General features: G+C 71.8%; 15 protein-coding genes and 1 other RNA gene. 10 read left to right on the forward strand and 6 right to left on the reverse strand.

Annotated elements, in window-relative coordinates; all coding sequences use genetic code 11:
- Positions 1-80 precede the first annotated feature (80 nt).
- From AH6_RS26850 to rnpB, 5 genes are all read left to right on the forward strand, one after another.
- Positions 81-902 carry a Nif3-like dinuclear metal center hexameric protein gene (locus tag AH6_RS26850; protein ID WP_067485216.1) on the forward strand — a complete coding sequence of 274 codons (822 nt, stop codon included), beginning with the start codon at positions 81-83 and terminating at the stop codon, positions 900-902.
- Positions 899-1,642: a zinc ribbon domain-containing protein gene (locus tag AH6_RS26855; RefSeq protein ID WP_067485220.1), complete on the forward strand. Its 744-nt coding sequence runs from the start codon at positions 899-901 to the stop codon at positions 1,640-1,642. The genes AH6_RS26850 and AH6_RS26855 overlap by 4 nt, the downstream gene beginning before the upstream one ends.
- A gap of 70 nt (positions 1,643-1,712) precedes the next feature.
- Positions 1,713-2,798: a bifunctional RNase H/acid phosphatase gene (locus AH6_RS26860; RefSeq protein ID WP_067485224.1), complete on the forward strand. Its 1,086-nt coding sequence runs from the start codon at positions 1,713-1,715 to the stop codon at positions 2,796-2,798.
- Between the two features lie 71 nt (positions 2,799-2,869).
- Entirely contained in the window at positions 2,870-4,201 is a 1,332-nt protein-coding gene (locus AH6_RS26865) for a TrpB-like pyridoxal phosphate-dependent enzyme (RefSeq protein ID WP_067485227.1), read from the forward strand.
- 13 nt (positions 4,202-4,214) lie between these two features.
- Positions 4,215-4,599: RNase P RNA component class A (rnpB, locus tag AH6_RS26870), an RNA gene on the forward strand.
- A 45-nt stretch (positions 4,600-4,644) separates the two neighbouring features.
- Here rnpB and AH6_RS44125 read toward each other — a convergent pair.
- Together AH6_RS44125 and AH6_RS26875 are read right to left on the reverse strand one after the other, a co-directional pair.
- Positions 4,645-5,220 (reverse strand): hypothetical protein, encoded by a 576-nt coding sequence (locus tag AH6_RS44125; RefSeq protein WP_157431736.1) that lies wholly within the window; start codon positions 5,218-5,220, stop codon positions 4,645-4,647.
- Positions 5,221-5,312: 92 nt separating this feature from the next.
- Complete coding sequence (locus AH6_RS26875) at positions 5,313-5,705, reverse strand: MerR family transcriptional regulator (protein ID WP_067485230.1); 393 nt, start codon at positions 5,703-5,705, stop codon at positions 5,313-5,315.
- 50 nt (positions 5,706-5,755) lie between these two features.
- Between AH6_RS26875 and AH6_RS26880 the strand changes: the two genes are divergently transcribed.
- From AH6_RS26880 to AH6_RS26890, 3 genes are all read left to right on the forward strand, one after another.
- Complete coding sequence (locus AH6_RS26880; RefSeq protein ID WP_067485233.1) at positions 5,756-6,646, forward strand: NAD(P)-dependent oxidoreductase; 891 nt, start codon at positions 5,756-5,758, stop codon at positions 6,644-6,646.
- A 115-nt stretch (positions 6,647-6,761) separates the two neighbouring features.
- Positions 6,762-7,184 (forward strand): hypothetical protein, encoded by a 423-nt coding sequence (locus AH6_RS26885; RefSeq protein WP_067485235.1) that lies wholly within the window; start codon positions 6,762-6,764, stop codon positions 7,182-7,184.
- 76 nt (positions 7,185-7,260) lie between these two features.
- Positions 7,261-7,803 (forward strand): hypothetical protein, encoded by a 543-nt coding sequence (locus tag AH6_RS26890; protein WP_067485238.1) that lies wholly within the window; start codon positions 7,261-7,263, stop codon positions 7,801-7,803.
- 4 nt (positions 7,804-7,807) lie between these two features.
- Here the strand turns inward: AH6_RS26890 and AH6_RS26895 are convergent, their stop codons facing one another.
- Positions 7,808-9,712, reverse strand: a complete 1,905-nt coding sequence (locus tag AH6_RS26895) for an ABC1 kinase family protein (protein ID WP_245679482.1) — start codon at positions 9,710-9,712, stop codon at positions 7,808-7,810.
- Positions 9,713-10,052: 340 nt separating this feature from the next.
- On the opposite strand from AH6_RS26895, the gene AH6_RS26900 reads away from it, so the two are divergent.
- Positions 10,053-10,250: a hypothetical protein gene (locus AH6_RS26900; RefSeq protein WP_157431737.1), complete on the forward strand. Its 198-nt coding sequence runs from the start codon at positions 10,053-10,055 to the stop codon at positions 10,248-10,250.
- Between the two features lie 148 nt (positions 10,251-10,398).
- Here the strand turns inward: AH6_RS26900 and AH6_RS26905 are convergent, their stop codons facing one another.
- The 3 genes from AH6_RS26905 to AH6_RS26915 form a co-directional block, all read right to left on the reverse strand.
- Positions 10,399-12,666: a SulP family inorganic anion transporter gene (locus AH6_RS26905; protein WP_245679483.1), complete on the reverse strand. Its 2,268-nt coding sequence runs from the start codon at positions 12,664-12,666 to the stop codon at positions 10,399-10,401.
- 136 nt (positions 12,667-12,802) lie between these two features.
- Positions 12,803-14,857, reverse strand: a complete 2,055-nt coding sequence (locus AH6_RS26910) for a hypothetical protein (protein ID WP_157431738.1) — start codon at positions 14,855-14,857, stop codon at positions 12,803-12,805.
- Between the two features lie 276 nt (positions 14,858-15,133).
- Positions 15,134-15,721: a YbhB/YbcL family Raf kinase inhibitor-like protein gene (locus AH6_RS26915; protein WP_245679484.1), complete on the reverse strand. Its 588-nt coding sequence runs from the start codon at positions 15,719-15,721 to the stop codon at positions 15,134-15,136.
- A 374-nt stretch (positions 15,722-16,095) separates the two neighbouring features.
- Between AH6_RS26915 and AH6_RS26920 the strand changes: the two genes are divergently transcribed.
- A complete protein-coding gene (locus tag AH6_RS26920) occupies positions 16,096-17,460 on the forward strand; it encodes an NAD(P)/FAD-dependent oxidoreductase (protein WP_067485247.1) in 1,365 nt (454 codons plus the stop codon).
- Positions 17,461-17,640 lie beyond the last annotated feature (180 nt).

Genomic DNA, 17,640 nt, shown 5'->3' on the forward strand with positions numbered 1-17,640 from the left:
GGCCCCCGCCAACCCGCCGGACGGGGCACGGAACGGCCGGTGACTCGGCTGGGACGCTCCGGGGCGGTAGCCTGCGGGACGTGCGTCTCTCCCATGTCATCGCCGCTCTCGAAGCGCTGTACCCGCCCGCCTGGGCCGAGTCGTGGGACGCCGTCGGCCTGGTCTGCGGGGATCCCGACCAGGAGGTCGGCCGCGTGCTGCTGGCGGTGGACCCGGTCACGGCCGTCGTGGACGAGGCCCTGGAGTGGGGGGCCGACCTGCTGATCACCCACCACCCGCTGCTGCTGCGCCCGGTCAACGGCGTGCCCGCCACCACCCCGAAGGGGCGGCTGGTGCACCGGCTGATCAGGGGCGGCACCGCGCTCTACACCGCCCACACCAACGCCGACGTGGCCGACCCGGGCGTGTCGGACGCGCTGGCGCGCGCCGTCGGCGTCACCGGGCCGCTGCGCCCGCTCGCGCCGTCGCCCGACGACCCGCGCCGGGGCCTCGGCCGGATCGGCGACCTGCCCGAGGCGGTCACGCTGAAGGAGTTCACCGCCCAGGTGGCCGCCGGGCTGCCCGCGACGGCCTGGGGCGTGCGGGCGGCGGGCGACCCCGACCGCATGGTGCGGAGCGTGGCGGTGTGCGGCGGGTCGGGCGACTCGCTGCTGGAGACCGCCCGCACCTCGGGCGCGGACGTCTACCTGACCGCCGACCTGCGGCACCACCCCGCCTCGGAGTACCTGGAACGGCCGGGCCCGGCGCTGCTGGACGCGGCGCACTGGGCGACCGAGCACCCCTGGCTGGCCGACGCCGAGCGCGCGCTGCGCGCCGCGCTCCCGGCCGCCGAACCGCTACAGACCCGGGTGTCCACGCTCGTGACCGACGCGTGGCGCCTGCACCACGAAGGAGTGAAGTGAAAGCCGCACCGCAAGCCCAGCAGCGACTGATCGACCTGCAGGAGCTGGACAGCTCGCTGGACCGGCTGGCGCACCGCCGCCGCACCCTGCCCGAGCTGGCCGAGATCCAGCGCCTGGAAGGCCGGCTGACCGAGCTGCGCGACGCCATCGTGGCCGCCGAGACCGCCGTCGGCGACCTGGACCGCGAGCAGCGCAAGGCCGAGCAGGACGTCGACCAGGTGCGCACCCGGGCCGACCGCGACCAGAAGCGGCTGGACTCGGGCCAGGTGACCTCCGCCAAGGACCTGAGCGGCCTGCAGACCGAGATCGTCTCGCTCCAGCGCCGCCAGGGCGACCTGGAGGAGGTCGTGCTGGAGATCATGGAGCGCCGCGAGGAGGCCGACGCGAAGGTGACCGGGCTGCGCGACGAGCAGACCTCGACCGGCGCCGACCTGACCGAGCTGACCGCCAAGCGCGACTCGGCCCTCCAGAAGATCGACGAGGAGGCCGGGACGACGAGCGCGGCCCGCACGGCCGTGGCCAAGGACGTGCCCGAGGACCTGCTGGCGCTGTACGAGAAGTTGCGGGGCCAGTTCGGCGGCGTCGGGGCGGCGGTGTTGTACCGGGGCTCGTGCCAGGGCTGCCACCTGGCGCTGAACACGGTGGACCTGAACCGGATCCGGGCGGCGGCCGAGGACGAGGTGGTGCGCTGCGAGGAGTGCCGCCGGATCCTGGTGCGCACGGCGGAATCGGGTCTGTGAGCAGCCGCGCGCCGTCTGGACCGAGGAGCCTGCGACGAGGGAAGACGGCGCGTGGAGCGGAGGCGAGGCCATGAGCGCTGTGAAGGAGTTGGTCGTCGAGGCGGACGGGGGCTCCCGGGGCAACCCGGGCCCCGCCGGCTACGGCGCGGTGGTGCGCGACGCGGCGTCGGGGGAGACGCTGGCCGAGATCGCCGAGGCGATCGGGCACGCGACCAACAACGTGGCCGAGTACCGGGGCCTGATCGCGGGCCTGCGGGTGGCGGCCGAGGTGGACCCGGCGGCCCGGGTGCGGGTGCGGATGGACTCCAAGCTGGTGGTCGAGCAGATGTCGGGCCGCTGGAAGATCAAGCACCCGGACATGATCCCGCTGGCCCGCGAGGCGGAGGGCTGGGCGGCGCGCCTGGGTTCGGTGACCTACGAGTGGATCCCGCGCGCCCAGAACTCGCACGCCGACCGCCTGGCGAACGAGGCGATGGACGCGGCCGCGCGGGGCGAGGAGTGGGAGCCCAGCGCTCCGGAGACCCCCGCCTGGTCCGCGGCCACCACCAAACCGCTGACCACGATCCTGTTGCGTCACGGCGAGACACCTCTGTCCGTCGAGAAGCGCTTCGCGGGCACGGGTGACCACCCCCTGACCGAGAACGGCCTGGCCCAGGCCCAGGCCGCCGCCCTGGCCCTCAAGGACCGGGGCATAGAGGCGATCATCACCTCCCCCCTGAGCCGCTGCCGGGCGACAGCCGCCGAAGTGTCAGCGGTGACGGGCCTGGACATCCAAGTCGAAGAGGACCTGCGGGAGACCGACTTCGGCGAGTGGGAGGGCCTGACCTTCAAGGAGGCAGGCGAGCGGTGGCCGGCCGAAATGAAGGCGTGGCTGGCCGACCCGTCCGCCGCCCCGCCCGGCGGTGAGAGCTTCGCGTCCGTCTCCCGCCGCGTCCGCAAGGCCCTGGACCGGATCAAAAAGCGTCACCCCGAGGGCAGGGTGCTGCTGGTGTCCCACGTGACGCCGATCAAGCTGCTGGTGAAGGACGCGCTCGGCGCGCCCATGGCGTCCCTGTACCGGATGCACCTGGACGTGGCGGCGCTCTCGACGGTGGCGTGGTACGCCGACGGCCCGGCGACGCTGCGCTCGTTCAACGACACCCACCACCTGGCCTGACCGCTTCCGGCCGCCCACGTCACACCCTCCTCGATTACGGTAAGTGCATAACCCGTTACCGAGGAGGGTGTATGGCCTCGCCGCCGACCCGCTGGTACAACATCGTCCCGGACCTGCCGGAACCACCCCCGCCGCCGCTGCACCCGGGCACCCACCGCCCCGTGGGCCCGGAGGACCTGGCCCCGCTCTTCCCGGAAGAGCTGATCGCGCAAGAGGTCAGCACGGCCCCCTTCCTGGAGATTCCAGAAGAGGTCAGAGAGGTCTACCGCCTCTGGCGCCCAACCCCCCTGATCCGAGCCAGCCGCCTGGAAAAGGCCCTGCGCACACCCGCCCGCATCTACCTGAAATACGAGGGAGTCTCCCCAGCAGGCTCACACAAGCCGAACACCGCCGTCCCCCAGGCGTACTACAACGCCCGCCAGGGAATCCGACGCCTGGTGACGGAAACGGGCGCGGGCCAATGGGGAAGCGCCCTGGCGTTCGCCTGTGCGCAGTTCGACCTGTCCTGCGAGATCTGGATGGTGCGAACGTCGTACGACCAGAAGCCCTACCGCCGCTCGATGATGTCCCTGTACGGCGCGACGGTGCATGCGAGCCCGTCCCCACTCACCACGTCAGGCGCAAAGATCCTGGCAGAGAATCCAACGTCCCCAGGTTCCCTGGGCATCGCCATCAGCGAAGCAGTCGAATCAGCAACCCCAGAAGACACCCGCTACGCCCTGGGCAGCGTCCTCAACCACGTCCTGATGCACCAAACGGTCATCGGTGAAGAAGCCCTAGAACAACTCACCGAACTCGACGAAACCCCAGACCTGATAGTGGGCTGCACAGGCGGAGGCTCAAACTTCGCAGGCCTGGCGTTCCCGTTCCTCCGCGAGAAACTGAAAGGCCGCATCAACCCCCGAATCCTGGCCGTAGAGCCCGCCTCCTGTCCGTCCTTCACCAGAGGCCGTTACGCCTACGACTATGGCGACACGGCAGGCTTCACACCCCTGCTGAAGATGCACACCCTGGGGCACGACTTCGTCCCCGACCCGATCCACGCGGGCGGCCTGCGCTACCACGGGATGGCCCCCCTCCTGTCCCACATGTACGAGCTGGGCCTGTTCGAGGCAGTAGCGAAACCCCAACGCGAATGCTTCGAAGCAGGCGTCCTGTTCGCGCGCACCCAAGGCATCGTCCCGGCCCCAGAACCGACCCACGCCCTCGCGGCGGCCGTCGAGGAGGCCCGCCGCTGTGCCACGACAGGCGAGCCCAAGGTGATCGTGACGGCCCTATGCGGCCACGGCCACCTGGACATGGCGGCCTACGACCGTTACCTGTCAGGCGAGATGGAGGACCACGACCTGCCCCAGGAGCGCCTGGACGCGTCCCTGACCGGCCTCCCGCACCCGGTAGAGTGACCAGCACGGCGGACGAGCCGGCCGGACGGCCGCGTCGGGGAGCGATCCCCGCCGAGGAAAGTCCGGGCTCCACAGGGCAGGGTGGTCGGTAACGCCGACCCGGGGCGACCCGCGGGACAGTGCCACAGAAAACAGACCGCCACCGGTCCGCCGGTGGTAAGGGTGAAACGGTGAGGTAAGAGCTCACCAGCGCCCACGGTGACGTGGGCGGCTGGGTAAACCCCACCCGGAGCAAGGTCAAGAAGGGAAGCGACGCTTCCTGCGCAGGCGTTCGAGGGCGGCCCGCCCGAGCCTGCGGGTAGACCGCTGGAGACCGCCGGCAACGGCGGCCCGAGATGGATGGCCGTCCCCGCCCGCAAGGGCGGGCACAGAACCCGGCTTACAGGCCGACTCGTCCGCCCCACCTCACACGGCCCGACCAGGCAACAATTCCTACTTGTGGGTTAGGTCAGGAAGTCTGTGGCGGCTCTCGTTAGTTCTGCTTCGTTCAGGGTGTAGCCGTCTTTGGTTCGGGTTGATACGTCGCGGCCTATCCATGTCTCGTTTGCGAAGCTTGCTTCTAGGGCTATGCGGGTCGGGTGTGGCTCGCGTAGTGGCTTTGTCAGGCGCGTCAGGGTGGGGCGGCGTTCGCCCGCTTTCCAGATTACGGCGGGGGAGTTGTTCTGCCAGGCGTCCACTACGCCTACCTCCAGCGCCCTGGGCGGGTCTGGTGACAGCAGTGGGGTGCCGTTTGGGAGGCGCCAGAAGGCTCTTGCGAAGGCCAGGGTTTGGTTTTTCAGGGATGCCAGCAGGGCGCGCACGAAGTCGGGGCGGGTGGGTGGTGGCAGCTTGGTCAGGTGGACGCCTAGGAAGATGCTTTCGGTGAAGAACACTTCCAAGGACACCTTGCCCTGGTGCTCTGCCAGCCACTCGTCTGCGCCTGACGGTGGTACCTCGTAGGCGTTCTCCCAGTCACTGTTCGCTGCCAGCTGGACGCGCGTCGGTGGTAGCGCCGACCAGGGGCGCCGGTCGATCAGCATGGTGTGGCCTCCTGTCCCCCCGGGCTCCTACCTGGTGGGCAGGGGCCATGATCGAACGTATCCGGTAGCCCTCTTCTGCCTGGTCAGCGGGGTCAGGCGGCCGTGGTCGTGTCGCAGGCGTATTGCGGTGACATGCCCTGTTCGGCCGTCTCGATGTAGGTGCGCAGGGCGTCTCGGGAGCGGGTCAAGGTGTCGATGTGCTCCTCCAGGCCGCCCAGGCGTGCTCGCAGGACGTCCAGCAGTTCGGGGCAGGACACCAGGTCGGGCGTCGTCCCCGTCGCGCAGGGCAGCAGGTATTCGATCGTCTGCGTGGACAGGCCCGCTTCCAGCAGGTTCCTGATCTGCCGCACGGTCAGGATCGCGTCCTCGCCGTACTCGCGGTAGCCGTTGAGCCCGCGGTCGGGTTCCAGCAGGCCCTGCGACTCGTAGTACCGCAGCTGGTGGGTGTTGACGCCGGTCCTCCGGCTCAGTTCGCCGATCAGCATGTCCGCTCCCTCTTGACCTTCATACCGGTGTGAAGGTCGATGATCCCGACATGATCAGTGAACCCGCCAAGCGGCACCACGATTCCTCCGCCGTCTCGGTCATCGGGCTCGGGCTCATGGGCCGGGCGCTCGCCGAGACCTTCCTGCGCGCCGGGCACGCCACGACCGTCTGGAACCGCACCGCAGTCAAGGCCGAACCCCTCGTCGCCCAGGGCGCGACGCTCGCCGGGTCGGTGGACGACGCGGTCGCGGCCTCTCCGCTCGTCGTCGTCTGCCTCACCGGCTACGACGCCGTCCATGAACTCCTTGGCTCGCTCGACCTGAACGGGCGCGTCCTGGTGAACCTCACCTCCGGCACTTCGGAGCAGGCCCGTACCGCTGCCGAGTGGGCGACGGGACAAGGCGCCGCCTACCTTGACGGCGCCATCCTCGCCGCCCCGCAGGGCATCGGCACCGCCGACGCCGTCGTCCTCTACAGCGGGCCGCGCGCCGCTTTCGACGCGCACGAGCCGGTCCTCAAGAGCCTCACCGACGCCACCCTCCACCTCGGCGACGACCACGTCCTCTCTTCTTTGCACGACGCCGCCATCCTCGGCCTCATGTGGGGCATCCTGAACGGCTTCCTCCACGGCGCCGCCCTCCTCGGCGCGGCGGGCGTCAACGCCACCGCGTTCGCCGAGCTCGCCAAGGTCAGCATCGGCACCGTCGCCGACTGGGTGCCCGGCTACGCCCAGCAGATCGACGACGGCGTCTACCCCGCCCCCGACTCCACCATCGGCACCCACCTCGCCGCCATGGAGCACCTCGTCCACGAGAGCGAGGCCCTCGGCGTCGACGCCGGGCAGCCCCGGTTCTACAAGGCTCTCGCCGACCGCGCCGTCGCCGAGGGGCGCGAGGACGACGGCTATGCCGCGCTGATCGAGCAGTTCCGCAAGCCGTAACGATGGTCTCCGGACGCCGTCCCCGCGAGGGCGGCGTCCGGAGCCGGTCGTGTGAGCCGGGCCCGTCCGGGGCATCAAGATCGGTGTCATGCCGCCGACCCGTTGATGAGTGATCATGAGACTTCTGGCCCGTCCGCACCAGCTGCCCGCCCGCCTCGCCACCGGCGCGTTCATCCTCAACTCCGGCCTCGGCAAGGCCAAGGCCGACAAGGACACCGCCGCCGGCATCCACGGCATGGCCTCGGGCACCTACCCGTTCCTCAAGGGGCAGGACCCCGAGCGCTTCACCGCGCTGCTGTCCAAGGCCGAGATCGGCATCGGGGCCGCGCTGCTGCTCCCGTTCGTGCCCTCGGCGCTCGCCGGGGCCGCGCTCACCGGATTCGCGGGCGGGCTCCTCGGCCTCTACCTCCGCACGCCCGGGATGCGGCAGCCGGGCAGCCTGAAGCCCACCGAGCAGGGCATCGCCATCGCCAAGGACGTCTGGATGCTGGGTATCGGCCTCTCCCTGGTCGCCGAAGAGCTGGGCCGTAAGGACTGATCGGGCGGAAAGACCCACGAGGCCGCTCGCGGGGACTTACGGTGCGGATACGGGCCACTACGCATGGAGGCGATCCGTGTCCTTCTCCACCGATCCCCATTCCACCCCCGTGGGCGACGTGGGTACGGCGATGTTCCTCATCGACGCCCGGCTGAAGGGGTTCCGCGACGACATCCGCCCCGACCCCGAGGAGCAGCAGGCGCTGGACGACTTCCTCGCCTCGCTCGGGCCGCAGGGCGCCGCCGACGTCCTGGACGGCGCCTGCACGCTGATCTACCTGTTCACGCAGTGGCTCCGCCAGGCCCACGAGGCGCAGGACAAGGACGTCCTGGAGTACGTGCTGCCCTTCCTCGTCGGCACCCTCGGCGCGATGCGCCGCAGCGTCAGCCCCGAGGCCGTGCCCACGATGGCGGCGATGGTCGTGGCCTCCGCGCTCGGCCAGAGCCCCACGCTGTGGCGCAGGCGGCACGGGCCCTGGCACCCCGAGGAGATGGCGGCGCTGGAGGCCACCGCGTTCCTGCTGGCCTACCACATCAACGACCTGACGCAGGACGCCGACGCCGCCACCCGCATGATCATGGAGGCGCTGTCGGTCGCCGAGGAGAACGGGATCGCCTGACCGCTCAGCCCCGGAAGATCGTGAACAGCACCCGCAATACCAGCACCGACCCGATCCCGAACATCGTGTAGCCGAACACTTGGTACAACCCGGCCGACGGCGTCACCGCCGGTCCGCCGGTCGTGCCCAGCAGCAGCACGCCCGCCAGCACGGCCGTCGCGCCGAGCACCGTCAGCAACGTCTGGTGCAGCAGCGCCGTCACCAGCCGCCGGTCGTCGGCGTCGGCGAACAGCCGCACGTTGACGCCCAGGTCCCCGCGCTCCAGCGCGTGCGTGATCCGGTCGAACCGCCGGGGCAGCCGCCGCAGGACGGGCAGCGCGCCCAGCAGCTCGTCGGCCGCCGCCTCCTTCAACGTCTGCGGCCCCGGCGTTCCGGTGGCGTGCTCCCGCGCCTCGGTGACGATGTCGAACGCCGGGTCCAGCCGCGTGAGCGTGCCCTCCAGCGTCGCCAGCGCCCGGAACACCGCCGCGATCTCCGGGTGCACCGCCAGCCCGTGCTCGGCCACCAGCCCGAACAGGCCGGTGAACATCTCCACCGCCGACGCCGGTCCCGCGTTCAGGTGCCGCGCCGCGAACCGGCTGAGCCCGCGTTCCAGGCGCGGCCGGTCCACCCGCTCGGGAGACGCCACGACCTCCAGCAGCGCGTCGCCCATCGCCGCCGCGTCCCCGCGCCCCACGGCGATCAGCAGGTGCTCCAGCGCGGCGCGCGACCGGCCGTCCAGCCGCCCGACCGAGCCGAAATCCAGCAGCGCGAGGCTCCCATCGCGCAGCAGCATGATGTTGCCCGGGTGCGGGTCGGCGTGGAAGACGCCGTCCCGCATGATCTGCGTGAGCAGCGCCCCCAGCAGCTCCCGGGCAAGGTGGGCGCGGTCCAGGCCGTGCGCGGCGATGATCGGGTCGGCCTGGGCGAGCGGCACGCCGTCCAGCCACTCCTGCACCAGGACCCGTTCGGTGCTCAGCTCCGGATGCGCGGCCGGGACGCGCAGGCCCCGCCCGGCGGCGACGGCGGCCATGTTGCGGGCTTCGACGCGGAAGTCCAGCTCCTCGCGCAGCGCCGTCGCGAAACCCTCGGCCAGCTCCACCACACCCAGCGCACGCCCCCAGCGAGTACGACGCTCCAAGGAGACCGCCAGGCGGCCCAGGATGTCCAGGTCACGTTCGACCAGCGGCCGGACGCCGGGACGCTGCACCTTCACCACCACCTCAGCGCCCGACCGCAGCCGCGCGCGGTGCACCTGCCCGACGGACGCCGCCGCCAGCGGCACCGGGTCGAACTCCGCGAACACCGCGTGCGGCGACGCGCCCAGCTCCTCGGTCAGCACCCGCTCGACGTCGGCGGCGGGCGCGGGCGCCACCTGGTCCTGGAGCCGGGCCAGCTCGGCGGCGGACTCCTCCGACAGCAGGTCCCGCCGCGTGGACAACACCTGCCCGAACTTGACGAAGGTGACGCCGCCCTCCTGCAACGCCAGCCGCAACGACCGCGCGGGCACCCCGTCCCGGCGGCGTCCGCGCAGGTAGGGGCCCAGGCCGTGCCGGACGGCGATGCGCACGATCTGCGAGTAGCGGCGGCTGCGCGCCGCGCGCCGCACCAGCGCGGGCACGATCTCCAGCGGGCGCGGCAACGTCCCGGTCGGCGCGAGCGCCTCGGCCACCACCACGAACGTCATCGCCACCAGCACCGCCGACGCCAGCGCCAGCCCCAGGTACAACCCCGGGCTCTCCCGCTGGAGGTCGCGGGCCAGCGCGCCGGTCAGCGAGTACCCGGCGAGCGCGCCGACCATCGCCCGTCCGGTGCCGACCGGCAGGCCGAGCAGCCGCCGGATCGCCCACGCCAGCCCGCCGACGAGCGCGAAACCGGTCAGCAGGCCCAGCAGGATCAGGGCGGGGGAGGACAGGGGGTCGCCGGACACGGGATCTCCTCGCCTGGGGGACGGCGGAACGGAGACCATGGTGGCGCGGCCGGTCACGGGGCCGGATCACCCGCGCGGGGGAGCGGACGGCACCGGCCTGGCCCGCCGGAGGGAGCCCCGGTTCCCGGCTGGCCGGACCCTGCCAAGAGCGTGCGATCTTCACCCGGGGGGTGGCCGGGGCGCGTCCAAGGCGAAAATTGCACCGTATCTCTCTGAATTCGGGTCACACGACACAAACGATCGCCGCCGCCGCGCCTACCGTCGAGGTACGGCCGGTCCGCTCGATGGACCGGCGGTGGAGCGGGGCGCTCGGTGCTGGGCCCCGCGGAGAGGAGAGCCGATGGCCGTCCTGGTTTCGGTGATCTTGGTTGTGGTGCTGGCCTCCCTACTGGTGACCCTGGTCCTGCTCACGGCGTTCGCGTCCGCCAGCCGCCGCGACGCGCTGTTCCTCCAGCCGAGCTCGACGCAGACGCGCTGGGCGCGTCGGGTCACCGGCATGTACACCCGGGGCAACGACGACGAGCTGATCGGCCGGTGAACGCGACGCGGGGCCTCCCTCGGGGGGAGGCCCCGCATCCGACCAGGCCGTTGACGTCGCGGGGACGGACGATGCCCGTTCCCGCGACGTCCCACTGGCGCGGCGGGGGCGGACGACGCCCGTCCCCGCCGCACCGGCCCGCGTCACCTCAGGTCAGGGCCTCGACGTCGCTCGGGTCGTCGTCCGGCGTCTCCGCGGGCACCGGCGTGAACGTCTCCGCCGACTGGTCCAGGACCTGCACCTTCGCCGTCTCCAGGTCCAGGTAGAGCCCCACCAGCTCCAGCCGCCCCGATTCCACGCGCTCGCGCAGCCACGGGTAGGTCATCAGGTTGTCGAGCTGCTGCATCACGTTGATCTGGCACAGCCGGGTGAGCGGCGCCTGCCCGTCGCCGGGGTCGGCGGCCAGGAAGCGCGCCAGGCTGTGGTTGCCGTGCTTCAGCCAGCGCGACAGGCTGCGCAGGTGCTCGACCTCGGTGCCGCCCGCCAGCAGCGCCGCCATCGCGCCGCAGTTGGAGTGGCCGCAGACCGTGATGGTGCGGATGCCCAGCACGTTGATGGCGTACTCGACGGTCGCGGCCACCGAGTCGTCGTGGGTGCGCGAGCCGTGCCGCGGCACCAGGTTGCCCACGTTCCGGTTGATGAACAGGTCGCCCGGACCGCTGGCGGTGATGATGTTGGGCACCACGCGCGAGTCCACGCAGGTGATGAACAGATGCTCGGGTTTCTGCTCGAAGGCCAGCTCGGCCATGATCGGCCGGACCAGCCGCGCCGTGCGCCCGTGGTACTCACGGACCCCGGCCAGCAGGAGGGCGCTCGGCGACACCTCGGGTGCGTCGAGTTCGGACGTCTCGGCCCGCCTGCGCCTGTTCCCCCACGGAGCCCACCAGCGGGCCGACGAGGACGACTTGCGGGGCTGCGGCATGTCACCGGTCACCGCTCTTTCATACCAAGACTCGTGCACCTCATCGATGTCGACCCTCCCCCCTTGGCGTTCGTGGGAGAGCCGCCACTGGTGGATGGCGTCGAAGGCCGCGTGGTCCATGAAGTCCACGTCGAGGTCTATGTCGACGGCCGCCCCGGCCGGGATCTGCTGGAGCGCCCGGGTCACCTTCGGCACCCCGAGGAAGGTCAGCGTGCCCACCACGACGACATGCCATCCGGCCAGGTCAGGGGCGCTGTGGGCGGTCGGGATCGCCTCCTCCACCCGCACCGACAGCCGGGTCAGCCGGCGCAGCGCCAGCACCGCCATCACGCCGATGCCGAGCAGCACGCCCTCGCCCAGCCCGAGCACGACGACGCCCAGCAGCGTCGCGAAGTACGCCGGGGCCTCGCGGTGGTGACGGAGATCACGGATGCGGGTCATGTCGAGCGTCTTCACGCCCAGCACCACCAGCAGCGCCGCCAGTGCCGCCAGCGGCACCTGCTCGATGATCGGGCCGCACGACAGCGCCAGCACCAGCACCCACACGCCGTGCAGGATCGCCGACAGCCGGGTGCGCGCGCCCGCCTCCAGGTTGGCGGTGCTGCGGACGATCACCCCGGCGATCGGCAGGCCGCCCAGCAGCCCCGACACCATGTTGCTCGCGCCCTGGCCGAGCAGGTCGCGGTCCAGGTCGGCGCGCGGCACCCCGGCCGGGCGCCGCTGGTCGATGGTGACGCTGCACAGCAGCGACTCCACCGCCGCCACCAGGCCGACCGACACCGCCGCGCCGAACACCGACGGCAGCGGGCCCTCCGGCAGGACCGGCGCGTGCCAGTCGCCCAGCAGCGTGTCGGGCAGGTCGACGCGCGGCGCGTCCCAGCCCAGGAACCACGCGGTCAGCGTCGCCAGCGCGATCGCGGGCAGCGGGCCGGGCACCCAGCGTCCCAGCGCCGCGAGCCCGCGGCGGTCGGTGTTGCGGGCCAGCCGGGACCACAACAACATCACGCCTATGGTCAGCACGCCGAGCAGCGCCGGATGCGAGTGCGGGTGGAGCAGCTGGCTGGGCAGCTCGCTCAGGTTCTCCAGCGCGGAGTGTTGCGGCTTGCCGCCCAGCACGATGTGCACCTGCGCCAGTATCAGCACCACGCCGACGCCGGCGAGCATCCCGTGCACGACGGCGGGGGAGACGGCCAGCGCGGTCCGGGCGACCCGGCACGCGCCCAGCACCACCTGCAGCAGCCCGCCCATGAGGGTGATGGCGCAGGTGGCGCGCCATCCGTAGGTCTGGATCAGGTCGGCGACGATCACGGTCAGGCCGGCCGTGGGCCCGCTCACCTGGAGGGGGGAGCCGCCGAGCGCACCGGCCACGACGCCGCCGACGATGGCGGCGATCAGCCCGGCCGCGATGGGGGCCCCGGAGGCCACCGCCACGCCGAGCGACAGCGGGATCGCGACGAGGAACACCACGAACGACGCGAGGACGTCCCGCCGCAAAGTCGATACGTTGAGTGGCTTTGAAGTCACCTAGCGTATATAACCATCGTTTGCCGTCCCTGCGTCGGCTGCGACACAAACGGCACGGGGCCGCCACTTCGTGTGGCGGCCCCGTGCCGTGCGGTGCGGTCGGCGTTCAGCGCCGGTAGTCGCGGTGGCTCTCCCAGTCGTCGGGCTGCTGCCGGTCCTGGTGACGGTCCTGGTCGGAGCGGCCGGGATAGGACGATCCGTAGCCGCCCGTCGGGTTCTCGCCGGTCCCTCCGCCGGACGCACCCGGGTAGCCCGGCTGTGACCCGTAGTAACCGGATCCTCCCCCGTAGGCTTGGGTGGCGTTGGGGTCCTGGCCACCGCCGTTCAGCGGGTCGGCGTTGCCGTTGTAGCTGCTGCCGCTGAAGTCGCTGTAGCGGCCCGGCTCGCCGCCGCCCTGCTGCTCGTTGCCGTAGCCACCGTAGTCGGCGCGGCCGGGGCCGGGGCCGTTCAGCGGGTCGTCGTAGCGGGAGGAGTCGCCGTAGGCGGGCGCGGTCGGGTAGCCGTCGTTCTGACCGGGGCCGGTCTGGCCGCCGTAACCGCCGTACCCGCCGCCCTGGTCGGCGTCGTAGGAGGTGGTCGAGGGCGATCCGGCGGGCCAGCCGCCGGTGGGGCCACCGCCGTTGAAGCCAGAGCTGGAACCACCGGAGCCGGAGCCGCCGAGCGGGTCGTTCAGCGGGTCGTTCAGCGAGTTGCCGAACGACTGGCCCTGCGACGGCTCGGACGAGCCCGGACCCCCGGACGACCGCTGCCGGTCGGTCTGGATGCGCTGGAGTAGCTCGTCCACCGTGGGCAGTTTGTGGTTGTCGGTGTCGCTCGGCGACCCCGCGGCGGGCTGGGCGGGCGGAGCGGGCTGCGCGGGCGGCTGCGCGCCGGTGTCCCAGAGGGGCGCGGCGGGCGCGGGCTCGGCGGGCTCGCCGTAACCGCGCACCGGGTGCTCGTCGGTGCGGCCGAGCGGCAGGCCCAGCGCGTCGGACGCGCGCGGGTCGGCGGGCGGCGACGGCATCTCGAAGCCCTGGTCGGGACGGCCCTGGGCCGCCGGGCGCATGCCCAGCGGGTCGCCCCCGTACAGCGGCTGGTCATGGGCGGGCTGCTCGTGCGACGGCTGGTCGCCGTAGGGCTGCTCGTTGTAGGGCTGCTCACCGTAGGGCGCCTGGTCGTATCCGGACTGGTCGCCGTAGGAGGGCTGCTCGCCGTACGGGGACTGGTCGTAGGACGGCTGGTCGCCGTAGGGGGACTGCTCGGCGGCGTTGCCGTACACGGGCTGGTCGCCGTACGGCGAGTGCGAGCCGGTGTTGCCCGGGGCGGCCGGGATGGCGTCGGTGGCGGTGGCGCCCGGGTCGCCGCCCAGGGGGTTGGACGGGTCGTTGAACGCGGCGGGCGCGAAGTTGCCGGGCGGCGACTGCTGCGGGCCGGTGGGCTGGGGACCGGTGTGCTGCGGGCCCGTGTGCTGGGGACCCGGGTGTTGCGGACCGGTCGCGGCTCGGCCGCCCCCGAGGCCGCCCAGCGCGCCGAGGTCGGCGTTCATCGGGGCGGGCTGGGTCATGCCGGGCTGCTCGACGGGCATGGGCTGCTGCTCGGCGGTCGGCTGTGACGCCTGCTGCCGCTCGGTCAGCGGGTCGGGGGAACCGGGCTCACCGCGCTCCCCGGCGTTGTCGTGCTGCCAGGGGAACTTCGGCTTGTCGAAGGTGATGGTGGCCCAGTAGTCGTCGTCCTCCATCTCGTCGCTGGCCTGGCCCGCGGGGGCCGGGGGCGGCGGGGCGGCGGCGGGCGGCGGCGAGGTGGGCGCGGCCAGCGGACCGCCGGCGACGCGGCGGTCGTAGCCCTGCTCCTCGCGGGCGTCCCGGGCGTCACGGCCGTCCCGGGCGTCGCGGGGATCGCGGCCGGGCGGCTGTCCCTGGCCGGGGCCGTAGGAGGCGTTGTCGTAACCGCCGTCGTAGGCACCGTCGTAACCGGGGCCGTAGCCGTCGTCGACGGCCTCCTCCACCGGCTGCTGCGCGCCGCGGCGGCGGCCGCCGCGCTTGGCCGGTGGCGGCTGCTCGTCGGCCATCCACTCGTCTTCGTCGTCGCCCGTGGCCCGGCTGGCCCGCAGGCCGAGGACCACCAGGACGACCACCAGGACCACGACCACAAGAAGGCCGAAGACCACGATTGCAGAAGTCATGCCACCACCCAATGCCTTGGCCCGGTGAGAGTCGCCAGCGCGGACCGCGGGTTCGTCCCGTTATTCGCTAGCGGCCGGTTCCCGACGGACCTTGAACGATTCTGGCCGACCGCTATGACCGTTGTCACACCCTTCGCGCACATACACCCTCACACGGCGCGCACCTAACGGCCAATCCGGCCGGTCCGAACGCCCCTGCCGACGCGTGTCCCGTGAACCACGGGAGCCCGTCCCGTGACCCGTGCCCTCCGTCGTCCGGCCCCACGGTCAACGCACCTACCCGTCGCCCAGGTTCCCGGTGATGCGGCCCCGGCCGACGGTGTGCTTGGCGATGGCGCCGAGCGAGTCCTTCAGCGCGGCCCCGCTCGGGAACGGGGCCGCGACGTCCAGGGCGTAGACGGTGAACCGGTACCGGTGCCGCTCGCCCTTGGGCGGGCACGGCGCCAGGTAGCCCACCTTCTTGCCGGTGTTGAGCCCCTCGACCATCTTGTCCAGCCGACCGCCCTCGACCAGCTCGCGCTGGCTGACGTCGATGCCCGCGACCACCCAGTGGACGTAGGCGCCGTCGTCGGCGTCCGGGTCGTCCATGACGATGGCGTACGACCTGGTCACCGACGGGGCTCCCGACCAGAACAGCGGCGGGGTCTTGCCCTGCCCGCCGCTGCCAGAGTACGTCGTGCACCCGAATCGTGTGGGCAAGTCACCGCCATCACGGAACGCCGGGCTGTTCACGGTGAACCACTCCGACAGTTCCGCGCTGCTGTTCTGAGGCTGGCCGATCAGGCCGCAGCCGCTCAGCGCGCCGGTGAGCGCGAGGGCGCCTGCCGCGGCCAGGATCGGACGCCGCCGGTCTTTGCTCATCATCGCTACGCTCCCGGCCGAGATCGTACGCCGCGCGCCGCCCGATTCCCTTCATCTGGCGATGCGCGCTCCGCCGGTGGCGCCCCCTTCCTCAGTCCGACCCAACCTTAGGGGTTGGGCGGGGGTGGAACGGGCTTTTCCTCCCGCCGGGTGGCGGACCCTCCGGAGAAGGCCGCTGTGATGTTCATCATGTGATGTTCATCCCAGGGTGACCGAATTTGCAGGAAGGACGGGCGAAGTTTCATGAGACGCAACGGTCCAGTTTGCCCTGTTGGAAACTTCTGGAGATCTTTCGTGGGCTCCGGTTGGCATTTGGTCCAGACCATCGGCTAGCTTGTGAATACCTTCACAAGCCGACCGTGACATTGGAGGCCGCAATGGCCAGGACCGCCGAGGGGACCCCTGGCGCTCCCCACATCCTGATCGTGGGTGGCGGCTATGTGGGCATGTACACCGCGCTCCGCCTGCAGAAGAAGCTGAAGCGCGAGCTGCGCCGCGGCGAGGTCAAGGTGACCATCGTCGATCCGAACTCGTACATGACGTACCAGCCGTTCCTCCCCGAGGCCGCCGCCGGGAACATCTCCCCGCGGCACGTCGTGGTGCCGCTGCGCCGGGTGCTCCAGAGGTGCACCGTGCGCAACGCCCGCGTCACCGAGCTCAACCATGACGAGGGATGGGCCATCCTGCAGCCGCTGGCCGGCCCGCCGGAGCGGATCTCCTACGACTACCTGGTGATGGCCGCCGGCGCGGTGCCCCGCATCCTGCCGATCCCCGGCCTGGCCGAGAACGGCATCAGCCTCAAGACCGTCGGCGAGGCGATCCACCTGCGCAACCACGTGCTGGAGCAGCTGGAGATCGCCGAGTCCACCAACGACCAGGAGATCCGCCGCAAGGCGCTGACCTTCGTGTTCGTCGGCGGCGGCTTCGCGGGCGTGGAGGCGGTGGCCGAGCTGGAGGACATGACCCGCGACGCCACCAAGTACATGCGCAAGGTGAGCCCCCAGGACCTGCGCTTCGTGCTGGTGGAGGCGGCCGACCGCATCCTCCCCGAGGTCGGGCCCGACATGGGCAAGTGGACGGCCGAGCAGCTGCGCGGCCGCGGCATCGACGTCAAGATGAAGACGTTCCTGCAGTCGGCGGTGGACGGCGTCATCGAGCTGTCGGACGGCAGCCGCTTCCCGGCCGGGACGCTGGTGTGGAACGCGGGCGTGAAGGCGGCCCCCGTCGTCAAGCACACCGACCTGCCGCTGACCGAGCGCGGCCAGGTGAAGGGCACCGAGTACCTCACGATCGAGGGCATGGTGCGGGCGTTCACCGCGGGCGACAACGCGGCGATCCCGGACCTGACGCAGGAGGGCGCGTTCTGCCCGCCGAACGCGCAGCACGCCGTCCGCCAGTCCAAGGTGCTGGCCGACAACGTGGTGCGCTCGCTGCGCGGCAAGTCGCTCAAGCCGTACGTGCACAACAACCTGGGCGCGGTGGCGGGCCTCGGCCTGCACAAGGGCGTGGCGAACCCGATGGGCCTGAAGCTGAAGGGCTGGCCCGCGTGGTTCTTCCACCGGACCTACCACGGCATGATGGTCCCGACCTTCAACCGGAAGGCGCGAGTGCTGGCGGACTGGACGCTGGCGCTGGTGTTCAAGCGGGAGACGGTGTCGCTGGGCTCGGTGGAGCAGCCGCGCGCGGACTTCCAGCTGGCGGCGATCGACGACAGCAAGCCGAGGCAGAGGGCGGCCTCGTAGGGCTGGTCGTAGGGCTTGTTCCTGTGCGGCTTTCTGCGTGACTTGCCGTGCGACGCGCTTAGAGCGTTGTGGTGCCTGACGTGTGATGCCCGGTGCCCCGAAAGGGGCACCGGGCATCACACGTTCCGGGGGCGCAGCCCCCGCGACCAGCGGGGGTGCAGGGGGCGCAGCCCCCGCGCG

Source organism: Actinomadura hibisca NBRC 15177, from assembly GCF_001552635.1.
In the GTDB taxonomy this organism is placed as follows: Bacteria; Actinomycetota; Actinomycetes; order Streptosporangiales; family Streptosporangiaceae; genus Spirillospora; species Spirillospora hibisca.